Annotated in this window: 13 protein-coding genes and 1 tRNA gene; 12 read left to right on the plus strand and 2 right to left on the minus strand. The window is 60.3% G+C overall.

Going from position 1 to position 19,267, the window contains the following annotated elements:
* Positions 1–44 precede the first annotated feature (44 nt).
* From VE092_RS19785 to VE092_RS19840, 12 genes are all read left to right on the plus strand, one after another.
* Positions 45–1,352, plus strand: a complete 1,308-nt coding sequence (locus VE092_RS19785) for a glycosyltransferase family 4 protein (protein WP_324879701.1) — start codon at positions 45–47, stop codon at positions 1,350–1,352.
* The gene (locus tag VE092_RS19790; protein WP_324879702.1) at positions 1,342–2,427 is read left to right on the plus strand and encodes a CgeB family protein; all 1,086 of its coding nucleotides are present in this window, start codon (positions 1,342–1,344) and stop codon (positions 2,425–2,427) included. The genes VE092_RS19785 and VE092_RS19790 overlap by 11 nt, the downstream gene beginning before the upstream one ends.
* Before the next feature lie 10 nt (positions 2,428–2,437).
* Positions 2,438–3,922, plus strand: coding sequence for a glycosyltransferase (locus tag VE092_RS19795; protein ID WP_324879703.1), 1,485 nt, complete (start codon positions 2,438–2,440; stop codon positions 3,920–3,922).
* A complete protein-coding gene (locus VE092_RS19800) occupies positions 3,915–4,682 on the plus strand; it encodes an SDR family NAD(P)-dependent oxidoreductase (protein WP_324879704.1) in 768 nt (255 codons plus the stop codon). The genes VE092_RS19795 and VE092_RS19800 overlap by 8 nt, the downstream gene beginning before the upstream one ends.
* Positions 4,669–6,210, plus strand: coding sequence for an LTA synthase family protein (locus VE092_RS19805; RefSeq protein ID WP_324879705.1), 1,542 nt, complete (start codon positions 4,669–4,671; stop codon positions 6,208–6,210). The genes VE092_RS19800 and VE092_RS19805 overlap by 14 nt, the downstream gene beginning before the upstream one ends.
* A gap of 74 nt (positions 6,211–6,284) precedes the next feature.
* Positions 6,285–8,216, plus strand: coding sequence for a hypothetical protein (locus VE092_RS19810; protein ID WP_324879706.1), 1,932 nt, complete (start codon positions 6,285–6,287; stop codon positions 8,214–8,216).
* 22 nt (positions 8,217–8,238) lie between these two features.
* Positions 8,239–11,643, plus strand: a complete 3,405-nt coding sequence (locus VE092_RS19815) for a glycosyltransferase family protein (protein ID WP_324879707.1) — start codon at positions 8,239–8,241, stop codon at positions 11,641–11,643.
* Positions 11,644–11,674: 31 nt separating this feature from the next.
* Positions 11,675–12,541: a polysaccharide deacetylase family protein gene (locus VE092_RS19820; RefSeq protein ID WP_324879708.1), complete on the plus strand. Its 867-nt coding sequence runs from the start codon at positions 11,675–11,677 to the stop codon at positions 12,539–12,541.
* An 82-nt stretch (positions 12,542–12,623) separates the two neighbouring features.
* Positions 12,624–13,712 (plus strand): hypothetical protein, encoded by a 1,089-nt coding sequence (locus VE092_RS19825; RefSeq protein ID WP_324879709.1) that lies wholly within the window; start codon positions 12,624–12,626, stop codon positions 13,710–13,712.
* A gap of 34 nt (positions 13,713–13,746) precedes the next feature.
* Positions 13,747–14,745: a polysaccharide deacetylase gene (locus VE092_RS19830; RefSeq protein ID WP_324879710.1), complete on the plus strand. Its 999-nt coding sequence runs from the start codon at positions 13,747–13,749 to the stop codon at positions 14,743–14,745.
* A gap of 18 nt (positions 14,746–14,763) precedes the next feature.
* Positions 14,764–15,720: a polysaccharide deacetylase gene (locus VE092_RS19835; RefSeq protein ID WP_324879711.1), complete on the plus strand. Its 957-nt coding sequence runs from the start codon at positions 14,764–14,766 to the stop codon at positions 15,718–15,720.
* A 104-nt stretch (positions 15,721–15,824) separates the two neighbouring features.
* Complete coding sequence (locus tag VE092_RS19840; protein ID WP_324879712.1) at positions 15,825–16,559, plus strand: DUF6270 domain-containing protein; 735 nt, start codon at positions 15,825–15,827, stop codon at positions 16,557–16,559.
* Positions 16,560–17,197: 638 nt separating this feature from the next.
* Here the strand turns inward: VE092_RS19840 and VE092_RS19845 are convergent.
* Together VE092_RS19845 and VE092_RS19850 are read right to left on the minus strand one after the other, a co-directional pair.
* On the minus strand, positions 17,198–18,508 hold the full coding sequence (locus VE092_RS19845; RefSeq protein WP_324879713.1) for a winged helix-turn-helix domain-containing protein: 1,311 nt from the start codon (positions 18,506–18,508) through the stop codon (positions 17,198–17,200).
* Positions 18,509–19,168: 660 nt separating this feature from the next.
* Positions 19,169–19,245, minus strand: a tRNA-Met gene (locus VE092_RS19850).
* Between the last annotated feature and the right edge of the window lie 22 nt (positions 19,246–19,267).

Raw genomic sequence — 19,267 nt, forward strand, 5'->3', positions numbered from 1 at the left:
TAACTATCTTGTTTTTGAAACGGCTCCGGTCAATGACCTTGACGATGGCGATCAATCGCCATCTGACGGTTTGCGCCTTGCGCTGGCTGGTCAAGCGCAAGGCACGCAGGGCGCCGGAGTACACCCCGCGTCCGGGTAGTCTGTTGTATGTGGCTGCCAGCGCCCTGCCTTATCACGTCTCCGGCTATACCAACCGGACCCAGGAGATCATTGTCGCGCTGTGCTCGGTCGGCGCGGATGTGAGCGTGATGACCCGCCCTGGCTATCCCTGGGATCGCAAGGACCGCGTCGTCGATGCCGGTCCTGATACAACCCTGGTCGATGGCATCCTCTATCACCACAGCCGGAGCCCCTCCAACCATCGTCCGGTCCTGCAGTTCGCGCTGCAGGCGGCGCCTGCCATTGCGCAACTGGCGGCCAGCCGCAAAGTGGCTGCCATCCACGCCGCTTCCAATCACACCAATGCCTTGCCGGCACTGCTGGCGGCGCGTCGACTGGGAATTCCCTTCCACTACGAGATGCGCGGCCTGTGGGAACTGAGCCGTATCTCCCGTTCGCCGGACTTCGAGGGTAGTTGGGCCTTCCGCCAGGGGCTGGCACTGGAACGTCTGGTGGCGTCCCAGGCGGACCGCCTGTTCGTCATCTCGGAACAGTTGGGTAAGTACATCCAGCAGCATTGGGGCATTCCTGCCGAACGCATGACGCTGTTACCCAATTGTATCGATGTAGACCGCGTTCCGGCGGCCGATCCTGCCCAGGCAGTACCACTGACCATCGGTTACGCTGGCTCGCTGATCGTCTACGAAGGTCTGGATACCTTGCTGGAGGCCGTCGCCCGGCTCAAGCGTGAAGGCCTGGCGGTCCGCTTGCATGTGGTAGGCCACGGCGAAGCAGGGCAGGCACTGCAAGAGCAGGCGCGCCAACTGGGCGTCGATGATGTGGTGTGTTTCCATGGCCGCGCCAGCGCCGTCCAGGCGCGTGCCATCATCGGCCGTTGCGCTGTGATCTGCATTCCGCGTCGTCCTTTCGAGGTATGCAAGATCGTGCCGCCGCTCAAGCTGGTGGAAGCTCTGGCCATGGCGCGTCCGGTCGTGGTCCCTGATCTGCCGGTGTTTGTCGACGAGATGGGCAGTGATCCTGCTGGCTGGTTCTTCAAGGCAGGCGACTCCGCAGATCTTGCTCGCACACTCAGGGTGGCGCTGGAAGATCATGCGCAACTGGCTGCGATCGGCCAGCGTGCGCGTACCTACGCGATACAGCAACGCCGCTGGCAGGGCTTCGTCGGTGCGGCAGTGCCGGGTGCGACCCCTCGGGCCAGCGCTGGCAATATGGGAGCACCGCATGGTCGGTAGAGTCATTCGCGCCGTCGGTTCGCTGATATACCGCTTCCCCGAATTGCAGGAAGACCAACCGGCAGCCGGTCCCTTCGGTCAGCTCAAGATCGCGTTGGTCACCGACCACTTCACCGCCGACTGCCTTTCCGGAGAATGTCGCGTACGGGCGCTCACGCCTGCCAACTACCGCACCGTCATCAGTGAGTGGAAGCCCGATCTGGTGTTCGTCGAATCGGCTTTCCACGGCATACGGGGCAGCTGGCGCTACGAGCTGGCCCGCCAGCCCCGGTTGCTGCGCCTGACACCACCGACGGCCATCTTCAGGCTGGTCGATTTCGCCAAGGCCCGGGGCATTCCGACGGTCTTCTGGAACAAGGACGACGGCGCCTATTTCGAGCCCTTCATCGACGTGGCCAGGCATTTCGATTACATCTTCACCACCGACGAGACCTGCGTGCCCAGGTACCGTGCAGCCGCCCCCGGTGCGCGCGCGGTCAACACGCTGATCATGCCCTACCAGCCGGCTTTCCATCGCTTTGATGGCTTTCGCTTCACGCACAAGGAAGCCTGTTTCACCGGGAGCTACTATCGTCGCATCCTGGGGGCGCGCCGGGAATTCCTGGACAGCGCGTTCCAGGCCTGCGCCGATACCGCGCTGACGCTCAACGTCTTCGATCGCAATCACGACCGGCTTTCCCGGTACATCGAATTCCGCTATCCCCGCGGCAGCCACCTGAACGTACAGCGTGGCGTTGCGCATCGCCAGACGGCGGAGATCTACAAGCGGCATGTCCTCTCGCTCAATGTGAATTCGGTGACCGCGTCCGATACCATGTTTTCACGCCGCCTGCTGGAAATCCTGGCCTGTGGCGGCATTGCGGTGACCAATCCGAGCCGTTCGGTGGAGCGACACTTCGCCGATTTTTGTCATGTTGTGCGTAATCGGGAAGAGATGCAGGAAGTCTTTGGCCGTCTCAAGCATGGCCCGTCGTCTCTGGATCTGGAGCGTGCCGAAGCAGGCGCCCGTTACGTACGTGCCCATCACACCTGGTCACATCGGCTGCAGGAAGTCTGCGCCGTGCTTGGTCTCTGAAGGGCGCAGCGTGCTGGTCTCCATTTTTTCCTTCCTCGCGCAGGCCATTTTCTGGCTGGTGGTCTGCTATTTCTTCCTTTACGTGGGGCTGGAGCTGCGTGCCTTGCTGATTTCGCGCAAGACCGAGCGGCGCAAGCTGGCGCAGTTGACGGCGACACCGGCGCTGCCAGTGCAGCCACCCGCCGGCTATCCGCCGGTCACGGTGCTGCTGCCGGTCTGTAACGAATCTGCCGTGATCGAACGCCTGATCCATGCCGTCTGCCAGATGCAGTATCCGGCAGGCCAGCTCGAGATTCTGGTGCTGGACGATTCGACCGATCAGACCTCGGCGCTGGCGCAGCAGGCGGCCAGCCGCTACCAGGCTGCCGGTATCGATATCCGCGTACTGCGGCGCCCGGACAGGAATGGCTTCAAGGCGGGCAACCTGATCCATGGCATCGAACAGTCGCGTGGAGAGTTCTTTGCCATCTTCGACGCCGATTTTTTGCCGCCGGCGGATTTCCTGCTGCGTACGATGCCTTGTTTCAGCGACCCGGAACTGGGCTTCCTGCAGACCGGCATCGGCTATGAAAACCGCGACCACTCCTTCCTGACGCGGTTCCAGGCCATGGAGATGGGCCACCAGCAATATGTGACGGTGGGACTGAGTGAAGATGGCGACATGGCCTCCCTCAGCGGAAGTTCCTGCGTCTGGCGCAAGCGCTGCATCGAGGCCGTGGGCGGCTGGAGCGATGCGACCGTGACCGAAGACGTCGACCTGGGATATCGTGCCCAGTTCAGCCACTGGAAGTATGCCTACCTGCGCGATGTGATGTCGATGTCGATCCTGCCTGAGACCATCAGCGCCTTCCGGATGCAGCGTGAACGATGGGGGCGTGGGCTGATCCACAGCGCCTTCAAGCATGCCGGGGCCATGTTCCACCAGCGCATGCCGCTGATGCGTCGGTTGCACGCCATCTCGACCATGTTTTCCTCGCTGCTGCTGGCGTCCATCCACGTGCTGGTACTACTGAGCCTGCCACTGAACTATCTCCTGAACTTCGACGCAGCCAGCGTGCAGTGGGGCGCCTTGCTATTTTTCATCCTGGCCGGCGTATGGGGTATCGATAACGCCATCGGCTCCAGCAAGGGGGCCTGGATCAATGATAGGCGCTCACTGGGCCGCATGGTCTGGGATTCCTATCTCTATATCGCGATGTTTCTGCCTATGGCCTGGTATTACTTCTTCGGTGGCTGCCGTGCCCTGTTCGGCGTCTATGGCGAGTTCCACCGTACCCCCAAAGCCAGTGACGAACATCGCACGAAGATGCCTCGTGCCAATACCGCCATGCTGTTGGGAGAGATATTTACGTTTTTCTATTCGCTGGCGGCCGTGCTGGTTGCGCTGGACGAAGACAATTTTTGCCTGGTACCCCTGAACGTGACCGTCTGCGTCGGTTTCGCGATGGTGCTGTACTGGTCTTGGAAGGAAAGGTTGGAGCGTCAACGTGACTGAAGAATTGCAAAGCACAATCGTCATTACCGGTGCCACCAGCGCCATCGGCAGCGCCCTGGCGGTGGCCTATGCGCGCCCGGGTGTGCGTCTGGTCCTGCATGGCCGCAATCAGGAGCAACTGGCCGAGGTGGCACAGCGTGCCGCTGCACTCGGCGCGCAGGTCGAAACGCTCAGCTTCGACTTGCGCGACTTTGCGAGCCTGCGCGATGAACTGGCGCGTTTGGCGGGCATCGACCTGCTGATCCTCAATGCAGGGATCAATACCAGCACGGGCCCCAATGGGGAAGCCGAGCCCTGGGACCAGGTCGAGGCCCTGCTGGATGTGAATCTGAAGTCGGCCATGGTGGCCGTGCATGCGGTTTACCCAGCCATGCGCGCGCGCGGTCGCGGCCAGATCGCCCTGATCAGTTCATTGGCCGCCTATTTCGGGCTGCCGGTAACCCCGGCCTATAGCGCCAGCAAGGCCGGACTGAAAGCCTATGGTGAGGCGCTGCGCGGCTGGCTGCTGCCCTACGGTATCAAGGTCAACGTGATCATGCCTGGCTATGTCAAGTCAGCCATGTGTGATGAAATGCCTGGTCCCAAGCCTTTCCTGTGGACGCCGCAGCGCGCCGCCAGCGTCATCAAGGCCGGACTGCAGGCCAACCGGGCGCGTATCAGTTTCCCGTTCCCTCTCAACCTGGGTACCTGGTTCCTGGCCGTACTGCCGGCCGGACTTTCGACCCGTATCGTACGCTGGATGGGCTATGGACATGAATGACACCTTCGTTGCCGCGGTGACTGCCTGGGCGGCGGGATTGCTGTTGTCGCTCTTCATCGAGGCACTGATGACGCCGCGTCCGGCGCTGCTCCGCCCGTGGGGCGCTTGGGCCCTGCATACCGCCCTTTGGACGCTGGCTTTCGACGTTTGCGTACTGCTGCTCGGACGTCCCTGGTTTTCGATGGCGATCGTCTCGGCGATCATGCTCACCTTCATCCTTGTCAACAATGCCAAGCAAAAGGCCTTGCGCGAGCCATTCGTGTTCCAGGACTACGAATATTTCACCGATGCGATCCGGCACCCGCGTCTGTACATTCCCTTCCTCGGGTGGTTCAAGTTCATCGGCGCGGCGGCTGGATTCGTGCTGGCCGTGGCCATCGGCCTGCTGGGAGAATCACTGCCGACAATGCGCTTCATGATCCGCGGACAGGGTGGCGCGATGCTGGCGCTGCTCATCGGCGGCCTGCTGTTGCTGCGCGCTGGTCTGCGCCAATCGCTGCCGATCAGTCTGGACCCCGCGGTGGATCTGCCGCGACTGGGTTTCTGGGCGAGTTTTCTGCGCTATGGACAGGAGGAAAGCCAGTTCCCCCGCACCGCCTCACCGTTTGACGCGCTGCCCCCGGTGGCCATGCCGGCGAGCAGCATGCCGCATCTGGTCTCGATCCAGAGCGAGTCGTTTTTCGATGCCCGTGCCCTTTACCCAGGCGTGAAGAAGGATGTCCTGCATCACTTCGACCAGCTCAAGCGTGATGCGCTCGTGCACGGGAGTATGAAGGTGCCGGCATGGGGCGCCAACACCGTGCGCACCGAATTCGCTTTCCTGTCCGGCATCGCCAACCGTGCGTTGGGTGTGCATCGCTTCAACCCCTATCGTGCCGTGGCAGCCGGCTGGAAGGCGGGGTCCGTGGCTCACTATCTCAAGCGTCAGGGATACCGCACCGTGTGCATCCATCCCTATCCCAAGAGCTTCTATCGACGCGATCGCGTATTCCCCCGACTCGGCTTCGACGAATTCATCGACATCGAACAGTTCGACGAGCAGTCGCGCTTCGGGCCCTACGTCAGCGATGACGCCGTAGCCGAAAAGATCGAGTCCGTTCTCAAGTTCGCCACCGGGCCGGTATTCATCTTCGTGGTCACCATGGAAAACCATGGCCCGCTGCATCTGGAATCGGTCAGCCAGGCCGATATCGATGATCTCTATACCGAGCCGCCGCCGGCCGGTTGCGACGACCTGACCGTCTATCTACGTCACCTGCGCAACGCCGACCGTATGCTGGCCCGCTTGCGCGCCTTCCTCGAACGCCAGAAATTCCCCGCCCGATTGTGCTGGTATGGCGACCATGTCCCCATCATGCCGGAGGTGTACCAGCAATTCGGTGCGCCTGACGGGACGGTCGAATATATCCTCTGGAGCAATTCCGAAACTGCCCGCGGCGAGGTCAGTAATACCCGCGTAGAGGAAGTCTCGCGCCTCATGGTCGCCGAGCGCTCGCATGAAGCCGGGCAGGCCAGATACGGGACCTGAGGCCGGGCATCCACGCTGTGCAGCTATCTATTTTCTTTCCTATTCCAAGCGCCTAGTCCAGGGAAATCGCGCCCATGCATAACGAGAACGAGAACAATCAGACCCTTCGGCCCGACGGCCTGCTGGAAGTGAACCAGGACCTGCAGCAGGAGAACCAGTTGCTGCTGACGCAACTGGCAGTGTTGCAGGAAGAGATGGAGCGCCAGCATGCGTTGCCGCCGGCAGCTACCGTAAGGATCGACCTGATCGACGACCACGTCGTGCAGGTATGCGCGGAAAACCTCGGCAACGCGGCCTTCATCGCCGCCTGGAAACGTAACCTGGCTGCCGAGCGGCGCCATGCGGGTGTGAACGGACGCCGTTCATGGTGGCGGCAGCTCTGGCAACGGGTGCCAGGGGCCGCCCGGATGGGCGGGCAGGGTTTCGGCAAGGTGCTTGCCGCGTATACCAGCGGCGGGGTACGCGCCGTCGACCAGTTGTTCGACCGCTGCATGGCGGCACCCGAACTGAGGGCCAAGGCGCTGACCACCCTGGCGCGCAGCCTGCAGAAAGAAGATGCGTTGGCTGCCGCTGACCTTGCGCGCAAGGCCTATGAGCTGGAGCCCCGGCCGTTCCGCCTCAAATGGCTGGCACTGCGTCAGTACGAGGCGGGTGTGATGGAGCAGGCCCAGGCCAATTTGGATTGTCTGCCGGAGGACACGCCGTTCAGCGAGTCCGAACTCCGGCAGGTGGAGAAGCTGCGTCAGCAGACGCAGAAGTTCTGGCATGGCAAAGCACTGCAACTGACCCAATTCAACGAACGCCAGGCCGCCCTTAGAAAGCAGGCCAGCGAGACGCTGGAGAAGACCGCTCAGCTGCAACAGCGCGTGGCGGCACTGGAAGCGCTGAAATCGACGCTCATACAGGAGCAGGCCTGGTTGCGCAGCGAATATCGCCTGGTGCAGCAGGACAAGGTGGCCTTGCAGGCCGAGCAGGTCAGGTTGCAGCAGGAAGGTGCGACGCTGGTGAGCGAAATGCAAGCCATGGCGGCACAGCGGCTGGAGCTGCAGCAACAACTGGATACCGTACTGGCACACAACCAGGCGCTGACCGCCCAGACGGGTGTCATGACGACGCAGATGCAGACCTTGCTGTCGCAACAGGAGATGCTGAAAAAGCTCGGCGCGTCCGTGGAAGTCATCCGGGATGCTGGCACCGCCACCGGCGGTCGCATCGAGGAAGCATTCAAGAGGCAGTCCGAGGAGTTGTTGAAGGTACGGCGTTATCTGGACAATGTGGTCAAGAATGAGTCCCTCAATGTCACCCGGCAGGTGCAGGCTTTCCTCGGCGTGCAGAGTTACTTCGCCTCGGGCGAACTCCCCATGCTCAACAGTGAACATCATTCCTGGGCCATCGATATGGACCTGGCGCATTACCTGGTCGAGCTGATCGAGTGTAACGCCTACGATCTGGTGATCGAGTTCGGCTCGGGAATCTCCACCACGGTGGTGGCCAAGGCCCTGCAACTGATGCAGGACCGCCCGCCGCAACGCACGACGGCCAGTTTCGTTTCCTTCGATCATCTGGAACCGTATTTCCAGAAGACCCTGGCCCATTTGCGCCAGCTGGACCTGCAGTCGCATGCCGAGTTGCACCTCGCGCCACTGGCCGACTGGGTGGCTGCCAGCGGCAAGTTGTACCCGTTCTATACCTGCGAAGACGTGTTGGCTGTCCTGGCACGCCAGATGCCGGCGGCAGGCCGCATCCTGGTGATCGTCGACGGACCGCCGGCGGCCATTGGCCAGCACGCGCGCTATCCGGCGCTGCCTTCGATCCTGACCCATTTTGCCGGACGCGCCATCGACGTCCTGATGGACGACTACGTGCGCGCCGACGAAAAGGAAGTGGCACAGATGTGGCTGGCCGATATCGACGCTGCCGGCCAGACCGCGCGCCTGATCGAAAAGAAACTGCACAAGGATGCCTGCCTCATCGAGATCCGGCCTGCGCTCGCCGTGGCCCAGTGAGGCAATACAGCAAGGAAAGAAAATGAAAACCGACAAGGACACGGAATTGCAAACGCCATCGCTGACCCGCAAGGCAGCGGAGGAATTCGAACGAGGTGACTTCGGGGCCGCATTGTTCAGCTACCAGGCCCTGGGCGAGAAGCTGGGCGTGCAATACGTCGCCGCCAATTTGGCGCTGTGCCGGCGCCGTCTCCTCAATTCGCCGCGCCACAAGGCACTGGCGACGATCCCCCCGGGCAAGCTGCGCGTGGCAGCGGTGATGGATGAATTCACCTTCCATTCCTACGATCCCGAATGCACACTGCTGCAGCTGGACCCGGATCGCTGCGTGGAACAGCTGGAGCAGTTCCAGCCGGATCTGTTGTTCATAGAATCGGCCTGGCAGGGCTTCGAGCAGAAATGGAAACTGAAGATCAGCACCAACGGTGCGGAGATCAATGCCTGCATCGACTGGTGCCGCAGGAAGGGCATCCCGTCCATGTTCTGGAACAAGGAAGATCCGGTGCACTTCGGCACCTTCATCGACCTCGCCAGGCAGGTCGATTACGTCTTTACCACCGACATCGACTGCATCCCGCGCTACAAGGCACTGCTGGAACATGAGCGGGTCTTCCTGCTGTGCTTCGCGGCCCAACCCAAGGTCCATAACCCGCTTGAAACCTACGAACGCAAGGACGCCTTCAACTTTGCCGGTTCCTATTACCTGCGCTACCCGGAACGCCAGCGCGACTTTTCTTCGCTGATCGATACGGTCAAGGACTTCCGGCCGGTGGAGATCTACGACCGCAACTTCGACAAGCCTCATCCCAACTACACCTTCCCGGATAAGTACAAGCCGATGATTCTGGGCAAGTTGCCGTTTTCCGAGATCGATCGCGCCTACAAGGGCTATCGCTACGGCATCAACATGAACACCATCAAACAGTCGCAGTCGATGTTTGCGCGCCGGGTGTTCGAATTGCTGGCCTCCAATACGGTGGTGGTGAGCAACTTCTCGCGTGGCGTCCGGTTGCTCTTCGGTGAGCTGGTCGTGTGTTCGGACAGTCCGAAGGAACTTGATGCAAGGCTGCGGCAGATCGTGGCCAGTGATGTGAACTACCGCAAGTTCCGGCTGCTGGGTCTGCGCAAGGTCATGTCCGAGCACACCTATGCGCATCGCATGTCCTCCATTTGCGCCTGTATCGCCAGGAGTGCAGCGACTCCCGCGACAGCTCCGGTGGTCCTGGTCGCTCGGGTGAGCAACGAGGCGCAACTGCAACGCGTGGTGGCGGCCTTCTCACGGCAGACCTATGCCAACCGGACCCTGCTTCTCATCGGCGAACCCATGGGCATCCAGGGGACGCAAGGTCTACTGGTCTGGGTGGATGAATCGCAGTGCCGGGAGCGTATCAAGGCTCTGGCGCACGATGCCCTGCTGGGTGTGCTATGCCCCGAGGATTATTACGGACCGAACTACCTGACAGATCTGGTCCTGGCCAGTACATACAGCGGGGCCGATGCCTGGAGCAAGGCGGCCCGGTATCGCGCTACAGACGGTCGTCTGGTGGAGGAGGACGGTACTGCCTACCGTTCCGTCCCGGCGCTGGCTGTACGCCGGGGTCTGCTCAGGTCGAGCGCCGTCACCCCGGACGTGCTGGAGCAACTGCTGGTCACACCGGAAGCTACGACGGTGGCGCTGAAGAGCATAGTGGCGATCGACGAATTCAACTATATCGAGGGAGGCGCCATGTTGTCCCCGGAGTTGCAGCGCGAGGTCGACGATCTGCAACTGGTCGACCAGGGTATCGATTTCCCACGCACGATGAAGGCTGTCACTGGGCGTCTTTCACCATCCTCCTATCGCCAGGATGAGGACACCAGCGGCCTGCCTTGCCTGGAGCCCGGGAGATTGTCGCAACTGCTGCCTCCGAAAAAGCACATCCAGCTCAAGCTGGCCGGAGGCTCGCTGCTGGTCCAGTCCCGGCTGGGGATGGGCAGCCATGAATATCTGTACGCCGGCAAGACCTTTTCGCGCGAGGAACTCAACCTGGTCCTGAACAGTCAGTTCCGGCTGTGCTCCTCGGGGGAGCTGGATGTGCGTACCATCTTCGAATTCCAGGACAAGGACGGCAAGAAACTCTCGCACCAGATCAACAAGGCCGGTGACAAGCATTCGCTGGCCATCCCTTCGGAATGCGAGAAAATCCGCTTCGGGCTGCGCATCGAAGGCGACGGTGAGTTCCGGATCGAAAAACTGGTGCTGGGCAGCCATTCCGAGCGTCCGGCCAGTTTTGTCTGCCGTTCGCCGGTGCTGGTGTTGAGCAAGCAGTATCCGGCCTACGATGATCTGTACCGCTATGGCTTCCTGCACACGCGCATCCGCGCCTACCGGGGCGCCGGCGTGCTCACGGAGGTCTTCCGCATCAGCCGGCAGCCGCCCGGCTACCGCGAGTTCGAAGGTGTGGATGTGGCTACCGGGGACGCTGAACTGCTCGATGCCACCCTGGCCACCGGCCAGGTGGAACATGTGCTGGTGCACATGCTGGACCGGCAGATGTGGCAGGTGCTGCAGAAGTACATCGACCGCATCCGTGTCACGGTATGGGTACACGGGGCGGAAATCCAGGCATGGCAGCGTCGCCAGTTCGAGTTCGCCCTATTTGATGCTCAGCAGATCGAGCACAAGAAGAAGCTGGGCGATCAGCGTACCCAGTTCTGGCGCGGCATCTTCTCGGACATGCCGGAGAATCTGCACCTGGTCTTTGTCTCGCAGTCCTTTGCCAACGAGGTCTTTGAGGATATCGGCATGCAGCTGCCATCGGAGAAATATTCGATTATCCACAATCCCATCGATACCGATAAATTCTCCTATGTGCCCAAGCCACCGGACCAGCGCAGGAAAATTCTCTCCATCCGGCCTTATTCGGCCCTCGCTTACGCCAACGATCTGACGGTCAAGGTGATCCAGGCGCTCTCTGCTCATCCCGCATTCGCCCGTATGGAATTCCATCTGATCGGGGATGGCGAGCTGTTCGAAAACACGGTGGCGCCGCTGCGCTCGTTTGCCAACGTGCGGCTGGAGCGACGTTTCCTGGCTCAGGATGAGATCGCAGCCTTGCATAAGGACTATGGGATCTTCCTGGTTCCCACCCGCATGGATACCCAGGGTGTGTCGCGCGATGAGGCCATGTCCTCAGGGCTGGTGCCGGTGACCAATGAGGTCGGCGCCGTCGGCGACTTCGTCTGCCCGCTCAACGGCATGCTATGTGCGCCGGAAGACGTGGAGGGTATGGCCAGGGCAATCCTGTCGCTCTATGAGGATGACTCTCTGTTTGCCAGGCTTTCGGCCCAGGCAGCCAGTTCGGTGCGCGGTTCGCGCAGTGCCGAGGCGATGAGCCGGGCGGAGCTGTCGCTGTTCGCTCCGGCCGAGACGGTATGGCGGGCGTGATCAATCGGCATCGTCAGTTAGCAAAGACATCATGAAATTTTTTCCTCAGACATTGCTACGGTGGATCGTCCTGTTCCTGCTGTCCTGCCTCGCAGGGCTGGGAATGGCCAACGAGCAGGAAATCACGGATGCCTCCTCCGACGAAGAGAGCACGGCTCCTGAGCGTACAAGGCGGATCCCGGTCATCACCTACCATCATCATCTGCCGCTGGAACTCAAGGTGGCCGGAAGATATCGCGATGGCTCGGTGACCAATTCCGTGGAGAGCTTTCGCGAGCAGATGGCGTGGCTGCGTGAAAACGGCTACTCCTCACTGACGCTGGCTGAGTTCGAGGCATTTCTCGACCACGGAGCGGATCCCGCCATGGAGAAAAAGGTGCTCATCACTTTCGACGACGGGTATCTGACGACATTGAAGTTCTGCTACCCGATTCTCAAGGAATGTGGCTTTACCGCTGTTGTCTTCCTGATCACCGGGCGCCAGCCGGCACTGCCCGAGGCCAGGTTCTTGCCCGAAAAGCTGCAGTACATTTCGCTTGCCGAGATGGCGTCGGCAAGTGATGTGTTCGAATGGGCTGGACATACCCATAACCTGCATTCGATGAAGCGGACTGCTTCCCGCTCGGATCTGCTGTCGGCGGATAGCGCCGTGCTGAACGAGGATGTGGCACTGAGCCGGGCCCTCCTGGGTCAGACACGTCATTTCTGCTTTCCCTTTGGTCAGTACGATGAACAGGTGACCGAACGCCTGAGCCAGCTTGGTTTTCGCTACTTCTATACGACCGAGAATGGATGGACGCAGCCACAGACGGGAAACAAGCTCATGATCTCGCGGTTGAATATCTCGCCGGGGATGACGCTGGCCGGCTTCGCCAGACTGTTCCGTGACGATGTCTGATGCTGCGGCAATGACGAGTAACGTTATGCACAAGCTGCCCCCGTCCGGCTGTGTGGCCACTATGCAAGAGGAGACCGGGCCCATGCGCTATGTTCACCGTTCTCCACTGGATACCCGGCATTTTTTCAATCGCTGTGTATTTGTGGACAGGCACGACCGCTACTCGGACAGCTTTCACCTGCTGGCACAGCAGCAGAAGTCGCTCACCTTCGATGAGCGCTTTCTGGACCGCCAGTTCGTCAACACCACCGAGACGCCTTTCAGGGAAATCCGTCGTGCTCCTCCACCTGCGTATTGCCATCGGTGGCAGCGGCCCGGGCGGCCCGTATTTCAGGGTTCTTACGAGGCCTATCTCGATCTGCTCGAGTCGACGCTGGAACAAGTCCTGCTGCGCATGAACCCCCGACGTCGATACCTGATGGCACATTCCTCAGGCTCGGACAGCCGCATCCTGTCGGGGACCATGGCGCGTCTGCGCCGCCAGGGGAAGATGTCCTTCGATAATGTTCTGTTCCATTGCTGGTGTACTCATGAGGCCGAGTCCTTCCGCCAGATCATGGCCGCCAACGACTGGACCAACATCTCGGTACTGGACGATAGCCGGCCGGATGTCTATGACATCGGCCGGACCGATCTGCCCTGTGAAGGCTGGAATCCCTATACCTACCAGATCGATTTCTGGGGAGGCCTCGATCCGACCCGCCATGTTCTGTTATCCGGCGCCCAGGAAACCTATTCGGTACCTTTCGATCACTGGCTCTATGCGCGCAGTTTCTTCGGTACCAGAGGCGAGAGCATCCATCGCATGGCCAGTGCATTCGAGGATGTGTTCTTCCCATTCCTGAGTTATCCGATGCTGGAGATGACCATGGCCATGCCGGCCCAGTGGAAGAATCTTCCCGATCCACGGATCGGACGCGACAAGCTGCGCTCGGATCTGGTAGCCAGGCTGGATCTGATCGATATCCCGGTACAGAAGGCCGCGTACCGCTTCAATGTGTCGCCTGGCCGCAGGCGCGCGATGTTGTCCGCCTATGAAAACAGCCGGTTCCGCAGGCGCTATGGTATCGCCCTGGATGAGAATGACTTGTTCAGGAACTGGAATGGCTGGAACTCCTGCCTCTGGAGTTTCGCCGTGACCGAATATGAGGTGCTGGAGCAGGCCGTCTGAGGGCGGCCTTGTCCTGCAGGGAGAGAGTGTTCTGATGCAAAACCGCTACGCCATGCTCACCGTCGATACCGAGGCATTGCCGGCCCGTGCAGCCGTGGATCACGTCCGCCGGCTGGTATGGGGTGAACACGTCGCGGGGCGGGCTGGCATACGCGAGATGTGCGCCATTGGAACCGAATTCAGCGCTCCCCATGTCTTCTTCGTGGACATGTGCGGCGACCAACTCTATCCCGGGGAGATGGCGGAGGTAGTGCGTTGGCTGGATGGGCAGGGGCAGGACGTTCAATTGCACCTGCATCCGGAAATCCTGCCCGCGTCTTTCTGGGAACAGCATGGGCTGTCACAACGGCCACGCTACATGAACGAGTATGGAGACGCTGCGCGCGCCGGGTTCGTCATCCAGTTCTTCTCGGAGCGTCTCAGGGTGCTGACGGGCCGGCCGGTACAGGCTTATCGCGCTGGATCGTTCCGCTGGAATGGTGACATCATCCGTGCGCTGGGGCGGGCGGGCATTCCCCTGTCGTTCAACAACTCCATGCGCGCCCATGGTCTGGGCCGCAGTCCCCACGCCGAACCGACCAACAGGCCATATGCCTGGTCCAATGGCGTGATCGAGGTACCGGTGACCGAGCGCTACTATCCGGCCGACCCGCAGCGCGGAAAGTCGGAGAAATGGGTCAGCCTGATGTTTCCCCAGTCCTCCTATTTCCAGTACACGGCACCCCAATTGCCCTGGTGGCGGCGCTGGCTTCCGGGGCCGACGGATCTGCAGGTGTTCCTGCTGCACTCCTGGTCGCTGCTGCACTGGGACGACAATCATCATGCCATCCATCTGGGGGAGCAACGCCAGGAGGAATACCGGCAACTGGTCGCCCGGATCGTCAAAGACTACGACGTCATCACCACCACCGACTTGCTGGATCTGATGAAGCGCAGAAAGATCAAAGTCAGGCAGGTGGTTTCGCTGCAACAGGCCGATCCCGTCGGGACGGTGCCGGTGCCGATGACGGGCCATTCATCATCAGGTTTCTAAAGGAAGGTCAGTTCAGCCATGGCTAATCGTTATGCAATGCTTACCGTCGATACCGAGGCGCTCCCCAAACGCGCCACCGGTGACCACGTCAACCGCCTGATCTGGGGGCGCCATGCCAGTGGAACGGCCGGTATTCGGGAAATGGCGGAAATCGGTGACGAATTCAGCGCCAAGCACATTTTCTTCGTCGACATGTGTGGTGCCTATGGCTATCTCGATGAACTGCGGGAAGTCGTCCGCTGGCTTGATGCGGCCGGACAGGACGTGCAGTTGCACACCCATCCCGAATACCTGCCCAAGAGTTTCTGGGAGCAACATGGTCTGTCGGATCGGCCGCAGTACATGAATCAGTACGAAGACGACAGCAGGGCGGAGTTCGTGATCCGCCATTTTGCGGATCTGATCTCGAAGGAGACCGGCAAGCCGGTGCTGTCTCACCGTGCCGGTTCCTTCCGCTGGAATGCCTCGACCATCCGTGCGCTGAAGGCTGCCGATATTCCGCTGTCGTTCAATAACACCGTCTGTTCTGTCCATACCGGGCAATGTATCTACAGCGTTCCGACCAACCATCCATTCCAGTGGTCCAACGGGGTCATCGAAGTACCGATGACGGAAAAGCGGATCTTGCCCAAGGTCGGCAAGAAGGAACGCTGGGTGCGCCTGACCTATCCGGAATCGGTTTATTTCCGGTTCGATCCCTGGTGGGGCCGCTTCCTGCTCAACATGATCAGCGGTACGCCGGAATTCGCGGTATTCCTGCTGCATTCGTGGTCGCTGCTTTACTGGGATGAAAATGGACTCGGGAGCTATCGGGATGACCAGCGCCTGGAGGGTTACAGGAAGTTGTTGCGCAGGCTGACCAAGGATTACGATGTGATCACTTCCTCTGAATTCCTCGATCTATGCGCGCGAGGAAAGATCAAGACGGATCGTACGGCAAGCCTGGACCTGGCGGAGATCATCCGGCAATCCTGAGCGTCGGGGACCGGGTTTTCGTTCAGACTTTCTTGTAGTTTCATTCTTTGGTGGTGGCCACTGGCAGAAGGAGTCGGCATGCGTAATACAGGTGCAGTTTTATCGTGACAAGAGTTTCCATCATCGGTAGTTGCGTCTCCCGGGATATCTTCAATTTCGCCGAACCCGGTGAATTCCAGCTGGTGAACTACATCGCCAGATCATCCATCGGCAGCCTGTTTTCGCCGCCACCGTTCGCCGACATCTTCAGTGAACGGCTCGCCTCGAATTTCCAGCAGCGCATCGTCGGCATGGATATCACCAAGTCCGGCAGGAAGCGGCTGCAGTCGATCACTGCCGATCTGGTGCTGATCGATCTGATCGATGAGCGTTTCAACCTGGCCGCGGTGTCGAACGGTGCGGTATGTACGATTTCCAATGAGTTCATCAAGACCGGCGCATTGAAGGAGCTGCAGGAGAGTAAAAAGATCAGGATCATCCGCAGCGGGTCAGAGCCTTTCATGCAGACATGGACCCGCGGCTGGCGCGCTCTGGTCGAACTGCTGCGTATTACCGGAATGCTGGAGAGGACCTATGTCAACAGGGTCTATTGGCAGTCCGGCACGCAGAGCGGGAAAGCTTTCCCGAACGTGACTCAAGAGCAGATCGAAGCGGCCAACCTGACGCTCGAACGCCTGTATGGAATCATGGCCGATACGCTGCCGGCATCACGCTTCATCGATTATCACGATGAAGTGTGCCATTGCCCTGATGAGCATCCCTGGGGGCCGGCGCCATTCCATTTCGTGGAATCCTTCTACCATGCCGCCATCGACAAGTTGCGGCAGCTTGGATCGTAGAAGTAGAGCGGTCATGAGACTTCCGGGAATACCTCGATCCGGCTTTCTTCGTGCCGCATGGATATCTGCCGGACCGGCATGCCGTTGGCAGAAAAATTGAAGACGGAGGGTGTACTCCAGGCCAAATCCTATGGCGAGATTCCCATCACCGTGATCTCTGGCGCAGCGGACCATTGGAAAACCGGACCTGGTGTTGGACCTTGCACGCGTTCTTACTCTTGGACCCGTTGATTGCGATTGCGGACCGGGAAACTGTCATGTCCCATGTCGCCACATGATCGGACCGTTTTGCTGATGCCTCCGTCGATGTCGATTTCCCCTGGCATGATCATGCGACGGCGTTGCGTCTGGATCGGCTTTCCCGCGTTGCCCTGCAAATGCCCACCAAACAGCTTACGCTGCTGCCCGCCATACGGCACTGCTGCTTGAGGAAAGCTTCTACTCCAGGCACACCAATCATGGTCAACGAGATGGAGGACTCGCAGGTGATCGTGTTCGGGCCCGCCGCTATCGACAAGGTCGCCTTTCCTTCAGCTTCCAGCCCAAATGACCAAGCCACTGACCGTCACGTTCATGAAGCATTTGCAGGCGGTCAGGAGGCAGGAACCGATGTGCGGGCCGGCTGGCCCGTACCCCTGTCACGGATGCCTGATCATCGAAGAGCGCTCGCGGTCCTGCCACACCTCCTGGTACATGTCCTGATAAGCCTTCGCGATCGCCGGATGCGTCAGCAAAGGCGCCAGTTCCGGTGACTGCAGGAACAAGGGCAGATAGCTGAACCGTGAGGCGAACGCGCCCAACAGGCGTTCAGCAGCCTGCTCCATTTCACCGATGGCCACCAGATCCTTGACCATCAGGATACCCTCGGGGCTGTTGGGCAGGCAGCTCTGCAGGCGTTCCTGTACCAGATTGCGGGCCTTGCACAGCAGGCCGCATTGCGCCAGCACATAGGGCAGGTTGATTCGCGCGTAAGGGGGAATATTGGTCGAACTGGATAACTTTTCGGCGATCTGTGCCAGTCTCTGCGTCGGCTCGAAGGCCACGCTGACCATGATCTTGACGCCCTTCAGGGCCGGGCTGGCAACGGCGGCGTGGTCGTGCTCTTCGGCGATGGCGATCTCTTCCATGGCTTCGGTATAGCGGTTGACCATGCCCAGCGTGCGCGCGAGGATGGCACGTATCTGAATACTGTAGGGACGCAGCGTCAGCAGGCGCCGCAATGGGCCGATGGCTTCTTCGGGGTTGCCGGTGCCGGACAGGTGCAGGCCATAGAAGAGCAGGGCGTCGGCATTGTCGGGCGCCAGGCGCAGCGCCTCGAGATGCATTGCACGGGCTTCGCGGAAACGCCACTGGCTGTCCCGCAGCCATGCCTGTGCCGACAGCAGGTCGGGTGAGTCCGGTACCAGCACCGCGGCCGCCTCGAGATGTTCGATGGCTTCCGCTTGGGACGCGCCCACATGCGTATCCAGGCCGATGGCCATGGCCGTGGTGATGGTCTTGGCCAGGCCGATCTTGGCAGGCGCGAAATTCGGCGCGGTCAGGATGATGGAACGGAAGACGTTGATGGCCTGCTTGAGGGGCTTGGCGCTATGTTGTTGCGCCAGCATGGAGGCGTGCAGGAACTGCTCATGAGCCATGGAGGCATTGGCCGATGGCAGCGGCTGATCGGCAGAGGTGGCTCGTGCTGCCAGCAGTCGGTAGCCATAGCCATAGACCGATTCGATCTTCACGTCGGGGAGGGCCTTGCGCAGCTGACTGATACAGCGCACCAGGCTGTCGTCGGAAACGGAACGATCTCCCATCCATGCGTGCTGGATGATCGCGTCCTTGCTGACGGGATCGGGCGAATTCTGGATCAGTTGCGTCAGTACCGCCCTTTCTTTCGGGGGGAGGTCCAATTCGGCACCGCGCCAGGTGGGAATGCCCCGGGAGTTGAGTCTTAACGGCATGTCCTGGCACCCTGTCGCCGGCTGGCGTAGCCGGTATCGAATGCGGCCATGGCAACGCCATCGCCGAGATGCAGCCTGCCGGGTTGCTTGATCATGAGCAAATCCTTGAGTTGGGTGCCGGCCGGGAAGCCGGTCACAAGCTTCTGTCGGTCATGGTGGTATTGCCCATGCCATGCTGACCATTTCGTTTGACGCTCTTTTGAAGCTGCGAATTAATGTCTGAGAGCGCCGAAATTGTAATCGGTTCAAGGCTCGGCAGCCAATGGTAATACGTTGAATTTGTACTATTTGATGCTTTTTGGTGCAGATTGTACTTAAATTTGTCAAATCAGCCTTCGCGAGTTGGCGAGGATGGCGGCTGGTGGCGCCCCGCCGGAAATGGGGCGAAGCGTTATGAGGCGGGGCTGTACGAGGACTGGTGCGCTTTTTTGGCCGGGGTGTTTCGTATTTTCTGGCCCCTAAGGTATCAAGTCGCTTACAGTTTTTGTGATATCTGACGGATTTGGTGAGTTGCGTTAAGGGGTTGCGGGGTACAACGAGTGGGGCGCCAGCACCCTAGCGCTAGAGCCACCCAAAACAAAAAACCCGCCCTTCTTTCGAAGAGGCGGGTTTTTCGGACGGCGCCGCATACGCATGATTGCACATGCAGCGACGGGTATCTGGTGGTGATAGGTGGACTTGAACCACCGACCCCAGCATTATGAGTGCTGTGCTCTAACCAGCTGAGCTATATCACCAGGAGGCAAGCCCGAGACTATA

The sequence above is a fragment of the Herbaspirillum sp. genome (assembly GCF_035644555.1).
In the GTDB taxonomy this organism is placed as follows: Bacteria; Pseudomonadota; Gammaproteobacteria; order Burkholderiales; family Burkholderiaceae_D; genus Herbaspirillum.

What these genes read in the sequence shown, in the direction of transcription:
- VE092_RS19785 (WP_324879701.1), top strand. Translation starts at nt 45, where the DNA reads ATGGCGATCAATCGCCATCTGACGGTTTGCGCCTTGCGCTGGCTGGTC.
- VE092_RS19790 (WP_324879702.1), top strand. Translation starts at nt 1,342, where the DNA reads ATGGTCGGTAGAGTCATTCGCGCCGTCGGTTCGCTGATATACCGCTTC.
- VE092_RS19805 (WP_324879705.1), top strand. Translation starts at nt 4,669, where the DNA reads ATGGACATGAATGACACCTTCGTTGCCGCGGTGACTGCCTGGGCGGCG.
- VE092_RS19810 (WP_324879706.1), top strand. Translation starts at nt 6,285, where the DNA reads ATGCATAACGAGAACGAGAACAATCAGACCCTTCGGCCCGACGGCCTG.
- VE092_RS19815 (WP_324879707.1), top strand. Translation starts at nt 8,239, where the DNA reads ATGAAAACCGACAAGGACACGGAATTGCAAACGCCATCGCTGACCCGC.
- VE092_RS19820 (WP_324879708.1), top strand. Translation starts at nt 11,675, where the DNA reads ATGAAATTTTTTCCTCAGACATTGCTACGGTGGATCGTCCTGTTCCTG.
- VE092_RS19825 (WP_324879709.1), top strand. Translation starts at nt 12,624, where the DNA reads ATGCGCTATGTTCACCGTTCTCCACTGGATACCCGGCATTTTTTCAAT.
- VE092_RS19830 (WP_324879710.1), top strand. Translation starts at nt 13,747, where the DNA reads ATGCAAAACCGCTACGCCATGCTCACCGTCGATACCGAGGCATTGCCG.
- VE092_RS19835 (WP_324879711.1), top strand. Translation starts at nt 14,764, where the DNA reads ATGGCTAATCGTTATGCAATGCTTACCGTCGATACCGAGGCGCTCCCC.
- VE092_RS19845 (WP_324879713.1), bottom strand. Translation starts at nt 18,508, where the DNA reads ATGCCGTTAAGACTCAACTCCCGGGGCATTCCCACCTGGCGCGGTGCC.